This window comes from Phreatobacter aquaticus, assembly GCF_005160265.1.
GTDB lineage: Bacteria > Pseudomonadota > Alphaproteobacteria > Rhizobiales > Phreatobacteraceae > Phreatobacter > Phreatobacter aquaticus.
This window is the reverse complement of sequence record NZ_CP039865.1, coordinates 2,176,354-2,195,342: the sequence shown is the minus strand read 5'-3', so window position 1 is coordinate 2,195,342 and position 18,989 is coordinate 2,176,354. Positions and strand designations below refer to the sequence as shown.

17 protein-coding genes are annotated in these 18,989 nt (G+C 66.7%); 3 read left to right on the top strand and 14 right to left on the bottom strand.

Features of this window, described 5'->3' with window-relative positions; genetic code table 11:
* Positions 1-43: 43 nt before the first annotated feature.
* Together E8L99_RS10220 and E8L99_RS10215 are read right to left on the bottom strand one after the other, a co-directional pair.
* Complete coding sequence (locus tag E8L99_RS10220) at positions 44-2,074, bottom strand: sensor histidine kinase (RefSeq protein WP_137099431.1); 2,031 nt, start codon at positions 2,072-2,074, stop codon at positions 44-46.
* Positions 2,074-3,078 (bottom strand): TRAP transporter substrate-binding protein, encoded by a 1,005-nt coding sequence (locus E8L99_RS10215; protein WP_252511327.1) that lies wholly within the window; start codon positions 3,076-3,078, stop codon positions 2,074-2,076. The genes E8L99_RS10220 and E8L99_RS10215 overlap by 1 nt, the downstream gene beginning before the upstream one ends.
* Before the next feature lie 413 nt (positions 3,079-3,491).
* On the opposite strand from E8L99_RS10215, the gene E8L99_RS10210 reads away from it, so the two are divergent.
* Both E8L99_RS10210 and E8L99_RS10205 read left to right on the top strand, forming a co-directional pair.
* Positions 3,492-3,797, top strand: a complete 306-nt coding sequence (locus E8L99_RS10210; RefSeq protein ID WP_137099430.1) for a hypothetical protein — start codon at positions 3,492-3,494, stop codon at positions 3,795-3,797.
* A 102-nt stretch (positions 3,798-3,899) separates the two neighbouring features.
* Positions 3,900-4,157 carry a GNAT family N-acetyltransferase gene (locus tag E8L99_RS10205; RefSeq protein ID WP_137099429.1) on the top strand — a complete coding sequence of 86 codons (258 nt, stop codon included), beginning with the start codon at positions 3,900-3,902 and terminating at the stop codon, positions 4,155-4,157.
* A gap of 2 nt (positions 4,158-4,159) precedes the next feature.
* Here the strand turns inward: E8L99_RS10205 and E8L99_RS10200 are convergent, their stop codons facing one another.
* Positions 4,160-5,566 (bottom strand): FAD-binding oxidoreductase, encoded by a 1,407-nt coding sequence (locus E8L99_RS10200; protein ID WP_137099428.1) that lies wholly within the window; start codon positions 5,564-5,566, stop codon positions 4,160-4,162.
* Between the two features lie 138 nt (positions 5,567-5,704).
* On the opposite strand from E8L99_RS10200, the gene E8L99_RS10195 reads away from it, so the two are divergent.
* Positions 5,705-6,208 carry a thioesterase family protein gene (locus tag E8L99_RS10195; protein ID WP_252511326.1) on the top strand — a complete coding sequence of 168 codons (504 nt, stop codon included), beginning with the start codon at positions 5,705-5,707 and terminating at the stop codon, positions 6,206-6,208.
* A gap of 6 nt (positions 6,209-6,214) precedes the next feature.
* On the opposite strand, the gene E8L99_RS23770 is transcribed toward E8L99_RS10195, so the two are convergent.
* From E8L99_RS23770 to E8L99_RS10145, 11 genes are all read right to left on the bottom strand, one after another.
* The gene (locus E8L99_RS23770) at positions 6,215-6,376 is read right to left on the bottom strand and encodes a hypothetical protein (protein WP_168201633.1); all 162 of its coding nucleotides are present in this window, start codon (positions 6,374-6,376) and stop codon (positions 6,215-6,217) included.
* Positions 6,377-6,463: 87 nt separating this feature from the next.
* Positions 6,464-6,700, bottom strand: coding sequence for a hypothetical protein (locus tag E8L99_RS10190; protein ID WP_137099427.1), 237 nt, complete (start codon positions 6,698-6,700; stop codon positions 6,464-6,466).
* Between the two features lie 222 nt (positions 6,701-6,922).
* Positions 6,923-9,070, bottom strand: coding sequence for an NAD-dependent DNA ligase LigA (ligA, locus tag E8L99_RS10185; RefSeq protein ID WP_137099426.1), 2,148 nt, complete (start codon positions 9,068-9,070; stop codon positions 6,923-6,925).
* Between the two features lie 69 nt (positions 9,071-9,139).
* A complete protein-coding gene (locus E8L99_RS10180; protein ID WP_137099425.1) occupies positions 9,140-9,835 on the bottom strand; it encodes a hypothetical protein in 696 nt (231 codons plus the stop codon).
* Positions 9,836-9,879: 44 nt separating this feature from the next.
* On the bottom strand, positions 9,880-11,538 hold the full coding sequence (recN, locus tag E8L99_RS10175; RefSeq protein ID WP_137099424.1) for a DNA repair protein RecN: 1,659 nt from the start codon (positions 11,536-11,538) through the stop codon (positions 9,880-9,882).
* A gap of 71 nt (positions 11,539-11,609) precedes the next feature.
* Complete coding sequence (locus E8L99_RS10170; protein ID WP_137102064.1) at positions 11,610-12,440, bottom strand: outer membrane protein assembly factor BamD; 831 nt, start codon at positions 12,438-12,440, stop codon at positions 11,610-11,612.
* A gap of 198 nt (positions 12,441-12,638) precedes the next feature.
* Positions 12,639-13,571, bottom strand: a complete 933-nt coding sequence (gene lpxC / locus E8L99_RS10165) for a UDP-3-O-acyl-N-acetylglucosamine deacetylase (RefSeq protein ID WP_137099423.1) — start codon at positions 13,569-13,571, stop codon at positions 12,639-12,641.
* Positions 13,572-13,925: 354 nt separating this feature from the next.
* A complete protein-coding gene (gene ftsZ / locus E8L99_RS10160; protein WP_137102063.1) occupies positions 13,926-15,638 on the bottom strand; it encodes a cell division protein FtsZ in 1,713 nt (570 codons plus the stop codon).
* A gap of 120 nt (positions 15,639-15,758) precedes the next feature.
* On the bottom strand, positions 15,759-17,084 hold the full coding sequence (gene ftsA / locus E8L99_RS10155; protein WP_252511325.1) for a cell division protein FtsA: 1,326 nt from the start codon (positions 17,082-17,084) through the stop codon (positions 15,759-15,761).
* Positions 17,081-18,040 (bottom strand): cell division protein FtsQ/DivIB, encoded by a 960-nt coding sequence (locus tag E8L99_RS10150; protein WP_168201632.1) that lies wholly within the window; start codon positions 18,038-18,040, stop codon positions 17,081-17,083. The genes ftsA and E8L99_RS10150 overlap by 4 nt, the downstream gene beginning before the upstream one ends.
* A 20-nt stretch (positions 18,041-18,060) precedes the next feature.
* Positions 18,061-18,984: a D-alanine--D-alanine ligase gene (locus E8L99_RS10145; RefSeq protein ID WP_137099421.1), complete on the bottom strand. Its 924-nt coding sequence runs from the start codon at positions 18,982-18,984 to the stop codon at positions 18,061-18,063.
* Between the last annotated feature and the right edge of the window lie 5 nt (positions 18,985-18,989).

Sequence of the window (18,989 nt, the reverse complement as noted above, 5' to 3'; positions counted from 1 at the left end):
GGGTCGCCCCGAACGGGCCAAAGGTTCACATGCAGGGGCGGCGTCATGACCGCTCTCCATTGTCGAAGGGCGCGGCCTTGGGCAGCACGATGCGGAAGGTCGTGCCCTGTCCGGCCACCGAGCCGAGCGTCACGCGGCCGCCGAGACGGCGGGTGATGATGTTGAACACGATGTTGAGGCCAAGACCCGTGCCGCCCGATCCACGCTTGGTGGTGAAGAACGGATCGAAGGCCTGGCGCTGAACCTCGGTCGTCATGCCGATGCCGTCATCGGCGAAGGTCATGACGACGCTGTCGCCCTCGACCTGCGCCTCGATGGAAAAGATGCCGGGGCGCCCTTCGGGGAAGGCGTGATTGAGGGCGTTCATGAACAGGTTGGTGACGACCTGGCCGTAGGGGCCGGGATAGCTGTCGAGCACGATATTGGCCGGGATCGACACGGCGAGCGTGACCGGCGCGCGGCGCAGCGTCGGCCTGAGGCTTGCGACGATCTGGTCAGTGGCCTCGGCCAGGTCGAAGCTTCGCCGGTCGGCATGGCTGCGGTCGACCGCCACCTGCTTGAAGGCCTGGACCATCTCGCCGGCGCGCTGGAGATTGAGGGAGAGCTGGCTTGCCGCCTCGCGGCTGCCCTCGACGAATTCGGTGAGCTTGGAGCGGCGGAGTTCGCCGCGCTCGACATCCTTGCCAAAGGCCTCGATGCGCCTGGACAAGGTGGAGGCGACCGTCAGGCTGATGCCGATCGGGTTGTTGACCTCGTGGGCGACGCCCGCGACGAGCCCGCCGAGGGCCGCCAGCTTCTCGGCCTCGATCAGGCTTTCCTGGGTGTCGCGCAGATGGGCGAGCGCGGTTTCAGCGCGGTCCTTGGCGGCGACCAGGTCCAGTTCGGCGCGCTGCTTGGCGATGGCATTCTGGCGGAACACCTCGACGGCGCGGGCCATGCGGCCGATATCGTCGGCGGCACCCAGCGCCGACGGCTGGCGGTTGAGGTCACCACCCACGATGGCCGCCATGCTGCCGGCGAGATCGTCGAGCGGCATGCGGATCGAACGGGCGATGAGGGTCCAGATGATGCCGACAAAGACCAGGAACAGGCCCGCAATGCCCGCCGCCTGGAAGAACACCGCATCCAGCGTGCGGTCGAGCCGCTGCTGGGCAGCATCCTCCTGCGCGCGCACCCGCTCGGCGACCTCCTGGATCACGGTCGCCATGACCGCCTGATTGCCGTCGATCTCGACCTGGAGCAGGCGGTTCTGCATGCCAAGCACCAGGATCAATCGATTGAAACCGGCACGCAGCGCGTCAGTGCGCTCGCGCAGCGCCTGCAGGGCCGCCTTCTGGAAGGCGGTCTCGGCCAGGTCGACCATGACGGGAGCGGTGGCCTGGATCACCTCGATCGAGCGGGAGGCCTCGCGCTGCGCCTGCACCGACTGGGTCAGGTAATAGTCGTTGATCGCCACCAGGAAGATGGAGAACGCCTCGCGCGACTTGCCGAGCGAGGGCGCGACGAGGGCGTAACGGCTGTCCATCGCGGTCTCGACAACCGAATAGAGCTGCGACAGCTCGCTCGATGGCTTGCGGATCTCGTTCTCGTAGATCGACGAGATCGTCTCGCGCACGCTGCGCAATTCGTCGAAGCCGAGCATGAACCGCTCGGTGACCGAAGTGACGGAGCGGGCCGGGTTCTGCAGGGCGAGATCGATTTCCTTTTCCAGGGCGAGCTTGGCCAGCAGCGCCTTGCGGCGGGTCTCGATCTCGTTGAGCACCGCGTCGTTGGGCAGAGCGAAATAGCGGTGGATCAGCGTCTGCAGACGGCCGGCATCGTTCTCGATGGCCGACAGCAGGCGGTCGACGCGCCGCGCCTCCTGCAATTCGGTCCAGGCCGAGCGGATGGCACGGGCCCCCGTCGCGATCAGCAGCATGAGAAGGCCGATGAAGGCGAGGTTCAGGATGACGACTGTGGCAATGCGCCAGCGCACCGGAATGGCGCGCAGCATGTCGGCGCCGGCGTTGAGGCGGCCAAGCACAGGACGGGCGGCAGCCGCCACCAATCCCGGCTTTGCCGCGGCTGCATCCATCACTGCGCCTGTCGGATCTGCTCGACCAGGCCGGCCAGCGCGGGGGCGCCGACATAGCGCGGCAGGAGAGGCGCGACGGCCTGTTCGAACGGAGCGCGGTCAGTGAGCGTGGTGATCTGCACACCCTGGCGCGTCGCCTCGTCGCGCGACTGTTCCTCGAGCTTCTTCCACTGTTCGCGCATCAGCCGCGAGGATTCGCGCGCGGCCTCGCGGAAGATCCGCTTGTCCTCATCCGACAGCCCCTCCCAGGCGCGCTTGGACATGACCAGCACCTCGGGGCTCATCGTATGTTCGGTGAGGGTGAGGAAGCGCGCGGCACGGGAATGCTCGGTCGTCACATAGGAGGGCCAGTTGTTCTCGGCCCCCTGGATGAGGCCGGTGGTCAGTCCGACATTGACCTGGCCATAGGGCAGCGCGATCGGGTCGGCGCCCAGCGCGCGCATCATGTCGACCATCATGTCGGACTGCTGGACACGGATGCGCAGGCCCTTGAGGTCGGCGATCGTCTTCACCGGACGGACCGAATTGTAGATGGAGCGCGCGCCGGAATCGTAGAAGGCGAGGCCGATCAGACCATGGGCCTCGAAACGCGCCAGGATCTCCTCGCCAATCGGCCCGTCCAGCACACGGTGGAGGTGGTCCACCGAGCGGAACAGGAACGGCAAGGCGAGGATATTCGCCTCGGGAATGAAACTGGTGAGCGGCGCGACATTGGTCCGGTTGAGATCAATGGCACCGATTCGGGTCTGCTCGATCGTTTCCTTCTCCTCGCCAAGCTGGCGCGAGTGGAAGATGCGAAGGGTGTGGCGGCCCTGGCTGCGCTCGCGCACCAGCTGGCCCATGCGCTCCAGCGCGACGACTGTCGGATAATCGGCCGTCTGGGTGTCCGCGACACGAAACTCGCGGGCGGAGACGGCAGTGGCGCCGAGAACGAACAAGGCAGCTGCCGCGGCCATTGCCCTGACAAGCGGCGAACGCGTCATGTCCGGCCAGGCTGAAACCATCGTGTGCTCTCCCCCTGCCCGGCAGGTCGACCGGACGAAGACGACCGGACGGATCATGCCACAAGGGGTAGGGTTTCGCTACGTCACTGAAGCATCGCAAGCAGAAGGTTTTGCTCGCGCAGCGATCAGCTGGCGAACATTGCGATATTCAGGACCCTGGCTGCCGGCACAGATGGCCAGCAGACCCGAGCGCAGCCTCCACAATGCGCGACGGAACATTTCCGCCCTGTGTCGCCGCGGATACAAGGAGGCTTCCTAAGTTTCAATTTTCGGCTTTGACGAAACAATTCGATACCCAAGAGGGGCCCGACGACATCGCCTCGAAACCTGCCAGCTGCAATTTGCATCCTTGGGCACATCGTCCGGCCGCGGCTGGATCGTGCGCCATCGATGCGCATCAGGAGTAACTTGGCATGGTCTCGCGCTTGGCTCTCGCCCTTGCCGCCGGCCTCGTGGTGCACATGTCCGGGATCGCCCGTTCCGCCGATGATATCGGCATTCCCGAGTGCGACCGGTTCATCACCAGCTACGAGACCTGCGTGATGACCAAGGTGCCGGCAACCCACCGCGTGACCTTCACCCAGCAGGTGGCGACCCTTCGCCAGACCTGGCGGTCGCTTGCTGAAAATCCGCAGACACGCTCGCAGCTCCAGCAGATCTGCGTCACGCAGGGCGAGCAGATGCGGCGCGGGCTTGAGCCGTTCGGCTGCAATTTCTGACGCGGTGGTTCCATCGCACTATGGCGGCCCCAAGGGGGAACCTGACACGCGGCGAACGGGTTCCCATATGAGCAGGAACAGGACAGATCCGGGGATCGTGCCGTGACCGACCAATTTCGCGACAATGTGCAGCAGAACCGCTTCGAACTCGACGTCGACGGCAAGCTTGCGACCGCCGACTATCGGCGCACCGACGGCGTCCTGGTCATCGACTATGTCGAGGCCGAGCCGGCGCTCCGCGGTACCGGCGCCGCCGGCCGGTTGATGGAACACCTGGTCCAGGTGGCCAAGGCCGAGCGGCGCGAGATCGTGCCGCGCTGTGGCTATGCGGCCGGCTGGCTGCGTCGCAACGCGGGCTGAGGTCAGCCAGCGACGATCTTGCCGGGGTTCATCAGCCCTTCCGGATCGACGGCGTGTTTCACGGCCGCCATCAGCGCCAGAGCCGCGGCGCCATGCTCGGCCTTCAGATATTTCATCTTGCCCTGGCCAACGCCGTGCTCGCCGGTGCAGGTGCCCTCCATGGCGAGCGCCCGCTCGACGATGCGGCCCATGAAGGCCTCGACCTTGGCGACCTCGGCCGGATCGTTCTCGTCCATCAGCGGCAGGACGTGGAAGTTGCCGTCGCCGACATGGCCGACGATCGGCGCGATCAGGCCGGTCTCCTCGATGTCCTTCTTGGTCGCATCGATGCATTCGGCGAGCCTGGAGAGCGGCACGCAGACGTCGGACGACACGCCCTTGCCACCGGGCTTCAGGGCGAGCGCCGCCCAATAGGCATCGTGGCGCGCCTGCCAGAGCTTCGTGCGGTCCTCGGCCTTGTCGGCCCACTGGAAATTGCCGCCGCCGCAATCATCCGCGATGGCGCGGAACCGCTCGACCTGTTCGGCAACGCCGGCATCCGTGCCGTGGAACTCGACCAGCAGCAGCGGCTGCTCGGGCAGGGTCAGCTTGGAATAGAGATTGACCGCTCGGACCTGCACCTCGTCGAGCAGTTCGATGCGCGCGAGCGGAATGCCGGTCTGGATCGCCAAGATGGTGGCGTCCGCCGCGTCCTTCACCGAAGCGAAGGAGCAGACGGCGGCCGAGATCGCCTCGGGAATGCCGTGGAGCTTCAAGGTGATCTTGGTGATCAGCCCGAGCGTGCCCTCGGAACCGACCATCAGCCGGGTGAGATCATAGCCGGCCGACGACTTCTTGGAGCGGCGCGCGGTATCGATCACCTCGCCGTTCGGCAGCACGACCTCGAGCGCGATGACATTGTCCTTCATCGTGCCGTAGCGCACGGCATTGGTGCCGGAGGCGCGGGTGGCCGTCATGCCGCCAATGGAGGCATCGGCACCGGGATCAATGGGGAAGAACAGGCCCTGATCGCGCAGATATTCGTTGAGTTGCTTGCGGGTAACGCCCGGCTCGACGACCACATCAAGGTCCTCGGCATGGACGGCGATGATCGCCTTCATCTGCGAGGTGTCGACGGAAATGCCGCCATAGGGCGCGTTGACATGGCCCTCCAGCGACGACCCGGTGCCGAAGGGAATGATCGGCACACGGTGGCGGGCGGCGAGCTTCACGATATCGGCGCATTCCTCCGTCGTGTGCGGGAAGACGACGACGTCCGGCGGCTGGTTCGGCAGCCAGGTCAGCGTGTGGCCATGCTGTTCGCGCACCGCCTGCGAGGTTACCGCGCGATTGCCGAACTGGGCCTGAAGCTCGCGGACGACCGCCTGGATCGTCTCGGCCGCGGGGCGCGCGATGGGGGTGGCAGGCATGGCATCCTCGGCAGGGCTGGTCGGCAAGAACAACAGGGGGCCGAGACCATATAGCCGAAGGCCAATGTTGGGAAACCCGGCGAACGGGCATGCCGGCTGCGGCTTGCAGGGATGGATCGGCTCGCCTAACGATTGGCCATGTCAGCCTTCGACCTATGCCCCGATACGGGCCTGCCGATCACCCCGCCGATGACGATCCAGCCAGACTGGATCGACTATAACGGCCATCTCAACGTCGCCTATTACGTCAAGCTGTTCGATCAGGCGCTGGACATCCTGTTCGACCGGATCGGGCTGTCGGAAAGCTATGTGCGCACGCGCCACATGAGCTTCTTCGCGCTGGAGCTGCATGTGCGCTATCTGCGCGAGGTGCACCTGAAGGATCCCGTCCAGGTGCGGATCCAGATCCTCGATGTCGACGAGAAGCGCATCCATTACTGGATGGAGCTGATCCATGCCGGGGAGCGCTGGCTGTCGTCGACCATGGAATCGATTTCCATGCATATCGACATGGAGACGCGCCGCTCGACCCCGTTCCCGCCCGACATCATGGCGAGCCTGAAGGACTGGCACGCCATGTCGGCCGGGCGCGAGCGTCCGGACGGCATCGGTCAGGTCATCGGGATCAGGCGGAAGGGCTGAGGGCGGTCAGCGCGCGAAGGGCAGCGCTGCCGAACCGCCGAGCGTGCGCCGGAAGCCGGCAAGCTTCAGCTCATCGGCAGGAATCAGCGCGCGATCGGCGCGGATCCGGCGCTCGGCATTGGAGACGGGTTTCCCGCGGATGAGGCGGGCAATCAGGGCGATGAGCACGGTGAATACCTGGACGGGGGAATACAGGATCTGGCCGGAGCGGCGCGGCCCCGGCTGGAATGCCGGAGCCGCGACCGGAAACCGGGCTCAGAGGCTGGTCATCATGTTGCGCGTGCGGCGCACCATCTGATCGCGGGTCATGCCGAGGCGAGCGAGCTCGTCATCGGTCAGATGCGCCAGATAGCCGTTCACATAGGTCTGGGCGCGCAGTTCCTGCGCCTCGACGATCGCGTCATAGGCGTTCTTGAAGAACGAGGTCCAGGAACGCTTGGGCGACGCATCAGCGCCGCGGGATTCAATCTTACCGACCGTAATGGTAGCCATGGTTGTCTCTCCTCACGTTAAGAGTGGACGAACCTCAGAGGCTTCCTCCCTTACGACAGGTTGTATTTTGTTGCATCGCACAAGATTCGCAACATTGTGCAGTGCACCATCAGCCTTGACGTGAGCGCATGGCTTGGTGAGGAAATGTTAACCAGCCCTGGCGCGCCGGGCGGCACGCCCGCATATCTTATTGATCTTGCTTCTTTTTCCTGGACACACCGATCAGCTCGGTGATGCGCCGGCGAGCACGAACCACTCGTCTTCGGTCATGACTGCGACACCAAGGTCACGCGCCTTGTCGAGCTTCGATCCGGCGCCCGGACCAGCCACGACATAGTCGGTCTTTTTTGATACCGAGCCCGCAACTTTCGCACCCAGCCGTTCCGCCATGGCCTTGGCCTCGTCGCGCGTCATCTTCTCCAGCGCGCCGGTGAAGACGACGGTCTTGCCGGCAATGGCGGTGTCGGTCTTCGGCTTCTCGGCCTCCTGGATGGTCAGTTCGGCCACCAGCCGCTCGACCATGGCGCGGTTGCGCGGCTCGCGGAAATAGTTGGCGATGGCCTCGATCACGGCGTCACCGATCTGGTCGAGCGCGTCGAGTTCGTGACGGGCTTCCTCGTCGCCTTCCGAGAGCTTCACGGCGGCATCGTGGAAGGCCTCCCAGCGGCCATAGGCACGGGCAAGGACCCGGGCGGTGGTCTCACCGACATGGCGGATGCCGAGCGCCGCAATCAGCCTGTCGAGGGCGACGGTGCGGCTCTTCTCGATCGCCTCGAACAGGTTCTTGACCGACAGAGCGCCGAAGCCCTCCTTGTCCTTCAGCTTCTTCAGGTTGCCGGCGTCCCGTTTTGCCAGCGTGAAGATATCCGCGGGCTCGTGGATCGGCAGATCGGGATCGTCCATGAAGAGGGGCAGCCGCTCGGCGCCCAGGCCCTCGATATCGAGCACACGGCGCGAGACGATGTGGCGCAGGCGCTCGACTGTCTGGGCCGGGCAGGCAAAGCCGCCGGTGCAACGCCGGACAGCCTCACCCTCCTCGCGCACGGCAGGGCTGCCGCAGGCGGGACAGGTGTTCGGGAAGACATAGGCTCTGGAATCCGCAGGCCTCTGGTCCATGACGACGTCGAGAACCTGGGGAATGACGTCGCCGGCCCGCTGGATCGTCACGGTATCGCCAACGCGGATATCGGCCGTGCGGATGGGCTGGCCATCGGCGCCGACGCCCTTGATATAATCCTCGTTATGCAGGGTCGCGTTCGACACGACCACACCGCCGACGGTGACCGGGCGGAGCTTGGCGACCGGTGTCAGCGCGCCGGTGCGGCCGACCTGGATCTCGATCGCCTCGAGAACCGTCGTCGCCTTCTCGGCGGGGAACTTGTGGGCAATGGCCCAGCGCGGCGAGCGGGAGACGAAGCCGAGCCGGCGCTGCAGGTCCAGCGAATCGACCTTGTAGACGACGCCGTCGATGTCGTAGCCGAGGGTGGCCCGCTGCGCCTCGATCCCGCGGTAATGGGCCAGCAAGGCCTCGGCGCTGTCGCAGCGCACGGTGAGCGGATTGACCGGAAAGCCCAGCTCGCGGAACCAGCCGATCATGCCGGTCTGGCTGTCCTTCGGCACGGCCGGCAGGATCTCGCCCCAGGTATAGGCGAAGAATTTCAGCGGACGGGAGCGGGTGATCTCGGGGTCGAGCTGGCGCAACGAGCCGGCGGCGGCATTGCGCGGATTGGCGAAGGGCGGCAGGCCCTTCTCCTCCTGGCGCGCATTGATGGCGCGGAAATCGGCATGGCTCAGATAGACCTCGCCACGCACTTCCAGAACCTCCGGCGCGCCCTTCAACACCTGCGGCAGTTCGCCAATGGTGCGGACATTGGCCGTGACATCCTCGCCCTCGGCGCCGTCGCCGCGGGTGGCGGCAACGGTGAGCCTGCCGTTCTCGTAGCGCAGCGAGCAGGACAGGCCATCGATCTTCGGTTCGGCGGTGATGGCGACGGGCGAATCGGCGGCGAGGCCGAGGAAGCGGCGTATGCGGGTGACGAAATCGAACACCTCCTCGTCGGCGAAGGCATTCGACAAGGACAGCATGGGGACCGCGTGGCGGACCTTGGCGAACCGGGCGGACGGCGCCGCGCCGACCTTACGGGTCAGGCTGGTCTCGCTCGCCAGTTCAGGGAAGAGCTGCTCGATCTCCTCGTAGCGGCGGCGCAGCTGGTCGTAATCCGCATCCGTGAGGGTCGGTGCGTCGTACTCATAATAGAGCTTGTCGGCTTCGGCGATGGCCGCGCCGAGGCGGGCATGGTCGGCGCGCGCTTCATCGGCTGACAGCGTTGCGACCTCGGGGCGATCGGCGGGCGGGGGCGTTCTGGTCATGCCAACAGATAAACCGATCCGGGCCGCTGCGAGAAGCGGGCTTCGCCGGTTGCCCACGTCATCCCAGGGTCAGTCGAGGATGCCGAGTTGCAGGCCCTGCCGCGCGCCCTGGCGGATCACGGCCTCGGGCGAGGGCCACCAGAGCGAGACGATGCCGCCGACCCCGCGCCGGCGCAGACCCGCCGGGCTCGCGGTCCATTCGTCAGCGAGGCTCCGCACGCCTGAGCGCGGGTCGCGGCGGTAGGGCGGGTCGTAGGTGATCGACCCGTCGACGCCGATGTCGCGAAAGAAGCCTTGCGTCTCGCCCAGCAGTTGGCGCTCGTCCCCGCCGCCGAACAGACCGCCGAAGGCCTGCGGGGCGATGCCGCCGTGAAAGACCACCAGGGCCTCGGGCGCCACCGCCTTGCGACGCGCGGCGGTGAACAGGAAATTGGCGCAGGAGGAGACGCAGGCGCGCTCGACGACCAGGAGCTGGCCGCCCGCCCGCAGCGCCCGGGCGAGCGCAAGAGCCGCCCTCACCTCGCCGCCGTCGGATGTGATGACCATGGCCGTCACGGCAGGCAGCAGCGTGATGGCCCGCGCCGTGCTCGCGGCATCGATCTCGCCGGAGAAGCAGAGCGTCACGCCAGCGCTGCGGATCGGTGCGCCTGGCATTTGCCGGCATGCGGCAAGGGCTGCCGTTACGTCCGCCGGAACGGGCTCAGCGCGCGCGACGGCGGACGGAAGCAGCGCGAGAAGGGCGAGAAGGGCGAGGCGTCGAATCATGCGTTCCACCCTCGCCGCCGAAAGCGGCATTTCGGCGGAAGCGCTCAGCCGCCCATCGCCAGCAGGCGTTCGGCGGCGGCACGGGCCTCGTCGGTGATGGTCTCGCCGGCCAGCATGCGGGCGAGTTCCTCGCGGCGCAGATCGAAGCCCAGCGGCTTGACGCGGGTTGCGACGCGGTCGCCCGCCGCCTCCTTGGCGATGAGATAATGGCGCGTCGCCTTGGCGGCGACCTGAGGCGCGTGGGTGACGGAGAGGACCTGCACCTTGCCAGCCAGGCGTGCCAGCCGCTGGCCGATGGCGTCGGCCACCGCACCACCGACGCCCGTATCGATCTCGTCGAAGACCAGTGTCGGCGCCGAGCCCTGATCGGCCAGCACCACTTTCAGCGCCAGCATGAAGCGCGAGAGTTCGCCGCCGGAAGCGACCTTCATCATCGGGCCCGGCCGCGTGCCCGGATTGGTCTGGACCCAGAATTCCGCCTTGTCGGAGCCACCGGGACCGGCGGCCTCCTCGGACAATTCGGTGATGAAGCGCGCCCGCTCAAGCTTCAACGGCGCGAGTTCGGCATTGACCGCATCGTCCAGGCGCTTCGCCGCCGCCTTGCGCTTCGCCGACAACGCCGTGGCGGCCTTGCCATAGGCCGTCTCGGCTGAAGCGGCGGCCTTGGTCAGCTTGACCAGATGGCCCTCGCCCGCGTCCAGCGACGCGACATCGGCGCGGTAGCGTTCGGCGAGAGCCGGCAAGTCTTCGACCGGCACGGCATATTTGCGCGACGCTGCGCGGAGCGTGAACAGCCGCTCCTCGATCCGCTCCAGTTCGCGCGGGTCGAAATCGGCGGCGCGCTGGGCGGCCTCGACCGCAGACCGCGCGTCCTCGATCCGGTCCAGCGCCTCTCCGAAGGCCTTGACGATGGGCTCGACCAGTTCAGGCGCCTGCTGGGCGCGGCGCTCCAGGCGGCGCCAGGCCGCCGCGAGCGAGGGCACAGCCGAGGAGGGACCGCTCAGCGCGTCGGCTGCCTCGGCCAGGTCGGTGGCGATCTTCTCGGCCTGCATCATGCCCTGCCGGCGCTCGGCAAGGGCTGTCTCCTCGCCGACCTCGGGGCGCAGCTTGGTCAGTTCCTCGACTGCATGGCGAAGGTAGTCGCCGTCGGCCTGCGCCTTGGCGAGACGCGCCTGGGCCTCGTCCAGCGCCTTGCGGGCATCGCGCCACGCGCGCCAGGCCGCGCGGACGGCCTCCACCTCGGACACGAGGCCGCCGAAGGCATCGAGCAGGTCGCGATGGGCCTCTGGCTCCACCAGAGCCCGATCGGCATGCTGGCCGTGGATCTCGACCAGTGCCGCGCCAATGGCCCTCAGCACCTGCACGCTCACCGCCTGGTCGTTGACGAAGGCGCGGGTGCGCCCGTCGGCCAGCTGAACGCGCCGCAGGATCAGGTCACCGTCGGTATCGAGATCGGCCTCAGTGGCAATCCGGCGGGCGGGATGGTCCATCGCCACGTCGAACACGGCGGTCACCTGGCCCTGAGGCTGGCCATGGCGGACGAGTGCCGCATCGCCACGCGCGCCGAGCGCCAGCGAGGTTGCGTCGAGCAGGATCGATTTGCCGGCGCCGGTCTCACCGGTCAGCACCGACAGACCCTCAGAGAAGGTCAGGTCGAGCCGGTCGATCAGGACGATGTCGCGGATCGAAAGCTGGGCAAGCATGGTCCGTTCGCGATTCCCGGCTGGCGTGTCGCCCTACGGCTTAACGCGAACAGACGACGAACGAAAGGGTGTCAGCCCGTCACGCGCCGGAAGGCACGGCTGATCCACGAGCCGGTATCTTCGCGCGGCTGCAGGCCCTGGCTGGAGACGAGCTTGTAGCTGTCCTTGTACCATTGGCTGTCGGGGAAATTGTGCCCGAGCACGGCGGCCGCCGTCTGCGCCTCGTTGACAATGCCGAGCGCCATGTAGCTCTCGACCAGGCGGGCCAGCGCCTCTTCGACATGACGCGTGGTCTGGAACTGCGAGACCACGGTGCGGAAGCGGTTGATGGCGCCGGGGAACTGGCGGCGCTCGAGATAGTAGCGGCCGACCATCATCTCGCGGCCGGCAAGCTGGTCGCGGGCGACCTCGATCTTGCGGCGGGCGGCGGTCGCATATTCCGACTGCGGCCACTTGCGGGTGATTTCCTCAAGCACGACGAGCGCGCGCTCGGTGCGGCCCTGGTCGCGGTTGACGTCGGGGATCTGGTCGTATTGGGCAGCGCCCATCAGGTACTGGGCATAAGCCGCATCCGGAGCACCGGGGTGCAGCTGGAGGAAGCGACGGGCCTGGTTGATGGTCTCGTCGTAGTCCTGCGCCTCGTAATAGGAATAGGCGGCCATAACGAGCGCCCGCTTGGCCCATTCCGTGTAGGGATGGGTGCGGTCGATCTCCATGAATTTCAGCGCAGCCTGGCGCCAGCTGCGGCGATTCTGCAGCGCGATGCCTTCGTTGTAGAGCTTCTCGGCCGGCTCGTCGGGCAGGTTGGCGGCATCCTGGCCACCGCCGAACAGGTTCCAGGACGGTGCGCCGGAGCAGCCGGCAAGCGGGAAAGCAGCAGCCACGACAGCCGCCAGAACCATCGTACGGCGCGGCTGGTCTGCCAGATTTCGATCCACGGGACGCTTCACCAAGGCCTCGTACCTTCCCGATCACATGCGCTAACGGCGAACGCTTGCGCGCCCGGCCAAGGCTCTTACCCGAAGTCGGCTCGCAGGGCTACTGCCCCGCGGCGACACTTATGCTCATGGTGTTTGGGCGAGATTGCGGCGCCGCTTGTTTCAGCTCGCATCCGGCCCGAAGGCCGGAGCGGAGACGCCGATATCGGCATGACCGCGGTCGCGGCGCACAGTCGGCTCGACGATCGAATAGGCGGTCGGATCGGCGAACAGGGTCTGCAGAAGGGTGAGGTTGAGGCGATGTCCGCCGCGATAGGAGCGGAAGCGGCCAATGATCGGCGCGCCGGCCATGGCCAGATCGCCCACGGCATCGAGAAGCTTGTGGCGGACGAACTCGTCGCGGAAGCGCAGGCCTTCCGGATTGAGGATGCGGTCATCGCCGATGACGATGGTGTTGTCCAGCGAGGCGCCAAGCGCGCGCTTGGCGGCCCAGAGCTTCGAGACGTCCTGCATGAAGCCGAAGGTCCGGGCGCGCGCAACGTCGCGGCGGAACACGGTCGGGTCGATGTCGGTGCCATAGACCTGACGACCGATCAGCGGATTGGCGAAGTCGATCTCGACTTCCATGCGCAGGCCGCGGTCATGGGGATGAAGCTCGACGACACCGCGCTCGGTCTCGACGACCACCGACTTCAGCACCTTGATGGCGCGGCGGGTGGCGGACAGCGTGGTCAGGCCGACCTGATCGATGGCGGCGACGAAGGGAGCGGCGGATCCATCGAGGATCGGCAGTTCGGGGCCGTCGACCTCAACGAGGCAATTGTCGACACCGAGGCCGGAAAGCGCGGCCATCAGGTGCTCGACGGTGGCGACGCCACCACGCTCGGGATTGCCGACGACGGTCGACAGTTCGGCGGAGGAAACGGTGCGGAAGATCGCCGGAAGCTCGGGATGATCCTGGTCGGTGCGGAGGAAGGTGATGCCGGTGCCGGCTTCGGCGGGGTGAAGCGTGACGGAGACCGCAGCGTTGGAATGGACACCGATCCCGTCAAGCTGGACCTGGTCGCGAAGTGTCGTTTGCCGCGCAGTCTTCATGTCAACCGTCTCTGCCGCGCGATGCCCTGGACTGATCCTGGCGCCGTGGCGGCCCCCTTTTGACCCCCAAGCCCGCTGCCGAATTCTTCCCCGGGGGGGGAAGCTCCGAGGCCGTAGCAGCGAATCACTGCCCGGCCGTTCGTCGCAGGCTCGAATGCGGCGGACCATAGACATCGCCCTCCCGCGGGCCAAGTCACGGTTTATGTCCGACTGTTACCAACTTTCGGACGCAATTGAGCGACCCTGTTAACACTATAAAAAGTCAACGTTACCAAAAACTTACCCGGGCACGAGGACCCGGGTAAATTGATCGTCTGCAAGATTTCGTAACAATCGCCGTGAGGCGACCTAACGTCAGTTTGCCTGACGGCGGAGGAAAGCCGGGATGTCCAGATGATCCTCTTCCGAACGGGCCTGGGGCTGCGCCGGGCGCCCGTGGATGTCGAGACCCGTCGGTTCCCGCTTCATCTGGGGAGCCGGGGCAGCCGGACGGATCTGGGGCGCCGGGGCACGGGCCGGGGTCAGCGGAGGCGCCATGCGGGGAGCCGGCGCAGGCGCCTCCTCACCGTCCGACTTCCGCGTGAAACCCATGGCGGCGAGCTTGTCCATCAGCGAGGTGCGCTTGCGCTCCACCGGATTGTCGATCGGGCCACGGGCCGAACCGGCATCGAGATGGGCCGCCAGCTGGTTCTGGGCCGGACGCGGCAGGTCTTCGACGCTGGGCATGCGGACCGGACGCATCGGCTTTTCAGCCGCCGGCGGGATGAAGTCGCGGGCGGGCGCCGGCTCGTCGCGCGGCAGCGTCATCGGCTGGTCGAGCTCCACCGGAGCCTCGCGGAACAGCGACGGCTTGGGGGCGACCGGCTGCAGGGTCACCTCGGAGGCGGTCACCACGGCCGGGGCCATGACGGGGGCCGGGGTGGGTGCCATGACCGGCTCGGGAGCCGGGGCCGGGCGAACCGCATCGGCAAGGGTGGTCTCGATGACGACGGGCGCTGCAGGCTGGCTGCCGGCCGGCGCCATGGAGGCGGCGATCTTCTGCGTGTTCTGGCGCAGCTTGGCCGTGAGCTCGGCGAGCGTCGGGTTCTGAGCCTGGTTGGTCAGAGGATCGATGCCGGTTGCCACCACGGACACGCGGATGGTGCCGTCGAGGGCCGAATCGAAGGTTGCGCCAAGGATGATGTTGGCTTCCGGGTCGACTTCCTCGCGGATGCGGGTCGCTGCCTCATCGACCTCGAACAGGGTCAGGTCGTTGCCGCCAGTGATCGAGATCAGCAGACCGCGGGCGCCACGCATCGACACCTCGTCGAGCAGCGGGTTGGCGATCGCGCCTTCGGCCGCAGTGATGGCGCGGCGTTCGCCGGTGGCCTCGCCGGTGCCCATCATCGCCTTGCCCATGTCGCGCATGACGGCGCGGACGTCGGCGAAGTCGAGATTGATCAGGCCTTCCTTGACCATCAGGTCGGTGATGCAGGCAACACCCGAATAGAGAACCTGGTCGGCCATAGCGAAGGCGTCGGTGAAGGTGGTCTTCTCGTTGGCAACCCGGAACAGGTTCTGGTTCGGGATGACGATGAGGGTGTCGACCGACTTCTGCAGCTCGAGAATGCCCTGCTCGGCCGTCTTCATGCGGCGGACGCCCTCGAAGTGGAAGGGCTTGGTGACGACACCAACGGTGAGGATGCCGAGTTCGCGGGCCACACGGGCGATGACCGGGGCTGCACCCGTACCGGTGCCGCCACCCATGCCGGCCGTGATGAAGGCCATGTGCGAGCCTGCGAGCTGGTCGCGGATCTCGTCCATCACCTCTTCAGCAGCGGCCGCGCCGACTTCCGGGTGCGAGCCGGCACCAAGGCCGGAGGTCACCGCGATGCCCATCTGGATGATGCGTTCGGCCTTGGCCGACATCAGCGCCTGGGCGTCGGTGTTCGCCACGACGAAGTCGCAGCCCTGCAGGCCGCCCTCGATCATGTTGTTGACGGCGTTGCCGCCGGCTCCACCCACGCCGAACACGGTGATCCGGGGCTTCAGTTCCCGAATGTCGGGCATCTTCAGGTTGATCGTCATCATGAGCCTCGTTCGAATCACTCACGCGACAGCCACGTCGCACTTCTAACTCAGGATTCGATCCCGGTGGCAGCCCGGAAATCGATATTTGCGCCCCGCCGGATCGCCCGGCGGGGAATTCTAGAAACTCTCCCGCATCCACCGCCCCACGCGCGAGAAGTAGCCGTCCGTGCCCGTGGCGGCGAAGAGGCGCCGCTGCGGTTCGAAATGCTCGATCCCCGCGATCTGCGGATAGACGGTGAGGCCGACAGCGGCGGCAAAGGGCGGGCCCTTGGCGCTGTCGGGAAGTCCGTTGATGCCGACCGGGCGGGCAACCCGCACCTGGCGGCCAAGAACCTGGGCGGCGAGATCCTGCAGGCCCGGAAGCTGGGCACCGCCGCCGGTGAGCACGATGCGCCGGCCGGCTTCCGCCGCAGCACCCGAGGCCACCAGGCGGTCGCGGATCATTTCGAGCATCTCGTCGACGCGCGGACGGATGATGCGGATGACATTGGCGCGGGTGATCTGGTTCGGCAGGTCACGGTCGTCCTCGGAGATCGAGGGGACGTTGATGACGTCGCGATCGTCGGACTTGGCGGCAAAGCAGGCGCCGTTCAGCACCTTGATGCGCTCGGCGTCGCTGAGCCTGGCCGACAAGCCGCGGGCAAGGTCCATGGTGATGTGGTGCGAGCCGACCGCCACGCCGTCGGCATGGACGAAATGGCCGCCGGCGAACACCGCAAGCGTCGTGGTGCCCGCGCCCATGTCGATGCACACCGTGCCGAGTTCCGCCTCGTCATCGGTGAGAACGGCCAGGCCGGAGGCGAAGGGGGCCGCCACCATCGCGTCGACGGTCAGATGGCAGCGCTCGACGCAGAGCATGAGATTGCGGGCAGAGGCGATGTCGCAGGTCGCGACATGCATGTCGACGCCGAGCTTGGAACCGAGCATGCCGCGCGGGTCCTTGATGCCGCGCGTATCGTCGAGCGCGAAGCCGATCGGCATGGAATGGAGGACGGCGCGGCCCTGGCGCACCGAGTGGTCGGAAGCGGCTTCCAGCACGCGGTGGATATCGTTGTCCTGAACCCGCGGCTGGGCGCAGGTGACACGCGCCTCATATTGCTCCGAGCCGATGCGGCCGGCGGAGACCGAGACAATCACCCGGTCGACCTGCACCTGCGCCATGCGCTCGGCGGCATCGACCGCCTGGCGAATGGCCGCCTCGGCCTTGGCCATGTCGGCGATGGACCCGGCCTTCATGCCGCGGGCGCGGGTGTGGCCGATGCCCAGGATCTCGGCCTTGTGCGTGCGGTTCGGCAAGATGTCGGAGCTGTCGCGCGGGCGGAGCCGCACGATCATGCAGACGATCTTGGAGGTGCCGACGTCGAGAACGCACATGATCGCCGAGCGCTTCGGCGAGATCGGGCGCATCTTGGGGGTCAGGCCATATTTGAACGGGGATGTCATGTGTCGGTCCCCGCAGCGCGGCGGCGTGCCTTCTGGCGGTCACGCATGGCGGTCTCGTGTGCCTTGAAGGCATCGTCCGAGAGGCGCACGGCGACACGGCCGGGAACGCGGAGGTCGATCATGGTGACGTCGCGGCTCATCAGCTTCTTCTCGGCGTCGAGCCGCAGGAGATCAGCGAGTGCCGCCTCGACATTGGTGTCGGGCAGACGGACATCGATGCCGTTCTTCAGCACCAGGTTCCAGCGGCGCTCGGCCACCAGTACCGCGGCGCGAACCACACGGGAGAGTTCCGGCCGGTCGGCGATCAGATCGACGATCTCGCGGACGCGGGCATCGGCGCCGCGGCCCACCACGAGCGGCATGGCCTGGAAGCGGCTGTCGAGATGGTCGACGATGACGGCGCCATCGGCACCGATGACGACGATCTTGCCGTCACGTTGCCACAGAGCGAAGGGCTCGCGCTCGACTACGGCAACCTGCAGCTGGTCGGGGTAGAGCTTCTGGACGGTGGCGTCGGCGATCCACGGATTGGCCTTCAGGCGCGCACGGGCGGCGTCCGGATCGAAGAACAGGACCGAGGTCTCGGGGCCTATGCCGGCGAGGTCGAGGATGTCGGCATGGGCCAACTGGCGGTTGCCGGTGATGCGCACCGCCTTGGCCTGCAGGCCGACGGCATTGGCCGCCTGGTCGCCGACGGAGAGCAGCCAGCCATTGACCACCGGCCAGTGACCACCGCGCTGGATGCCATAGAGGCCGGTGCCGGCGAACAGAATGAAGGTGGCGGCAAGGCCGGCGAAGCGGGGAAGATGCAGATTGGCGATGCGGATCGACAGCCGGCGCAGCCAGAAGGCCCAGGCGCTGGGGCGCTGGAAATTCTCTTCGGCGGCCGCGGCCTCGCTGGCGAGCCGCTGGCGGCGCACCATGCTCTGGCTGGCATGCCCGAGCGCATCCGCCACGGCACTTTCGAGCCGGGAAGTCAGCGATCGAGCGAAGCGTCCAAAACCATCCATTCGACCAGCTCTGCGAACGATATGCCTTCGTGAGCGGCCATGTCGGGGACCAACGACGTCCCGGTCATCCCGGGCTGAGTGTTGACTTCAAGGCAGACAAGTTGCCCGGTTCCGCCGGGCGTATCGTCGTATCTGAAGTCCGCACGGCTGACCCCTTTACAGCCGAGCGCATGATGCGCTGCGAGGGACAGTCTTTGGACCTCAGAGTAAATATTTGGTTTAAGCGGTGCAGGAATTACGTGGCTCGACCCCCCGGGGGCATACTTCGCCTCATAGTCGTAAAACTGGTTTCCCTGCAGAACTTCAATCACAGCGAGTGCTCGATCGCCCATCACGGCGCAGGTCAGCTCGCGTCCGGGAATGAACGGTTCGACCAGAACCGTCTCGTCCAGCGCCCATTCCGCCGAGGTCAGCTCCTGCGGCGGATGCTCGTGTTCCGCTGTGACGATGAACACGCCGATCGAGGAGCCCTCGGCATTGGGCTTGATGACATAGGGCCGGGGCAGAAGATGCGCACGCGCAGCCTCAAGGCGATGCACACGCATCCCGCCCGGCACAGCGATGCCAGAGGCCGCCATGATCCGCTTGGCCATGGCCTTGTCCATGGCCACCGCCGAGGCCATGACGCCGGAATGGCTGTAGGGGATCTGCATGACCTCCAGGATGCCGGCAAGCGTGCCGTCCTCGCCAGGCCTGCCATGCGTCACGTTGAGGGCAATGTCAGGCTTCAGCTCGGCGAGCCTGAGGGCAATGTCGCGGCCGACATCGACACGGGTCGTGGGATAGCCGAGCGATTCGATCGCATCGGCGCAGGCCTTGCCGGAATTCAGCGAGACCTGGCGTTCGGCGGACCAGCCGCCCATCAGGACGGCAACGTGGGGTTTGGTCATGGGCT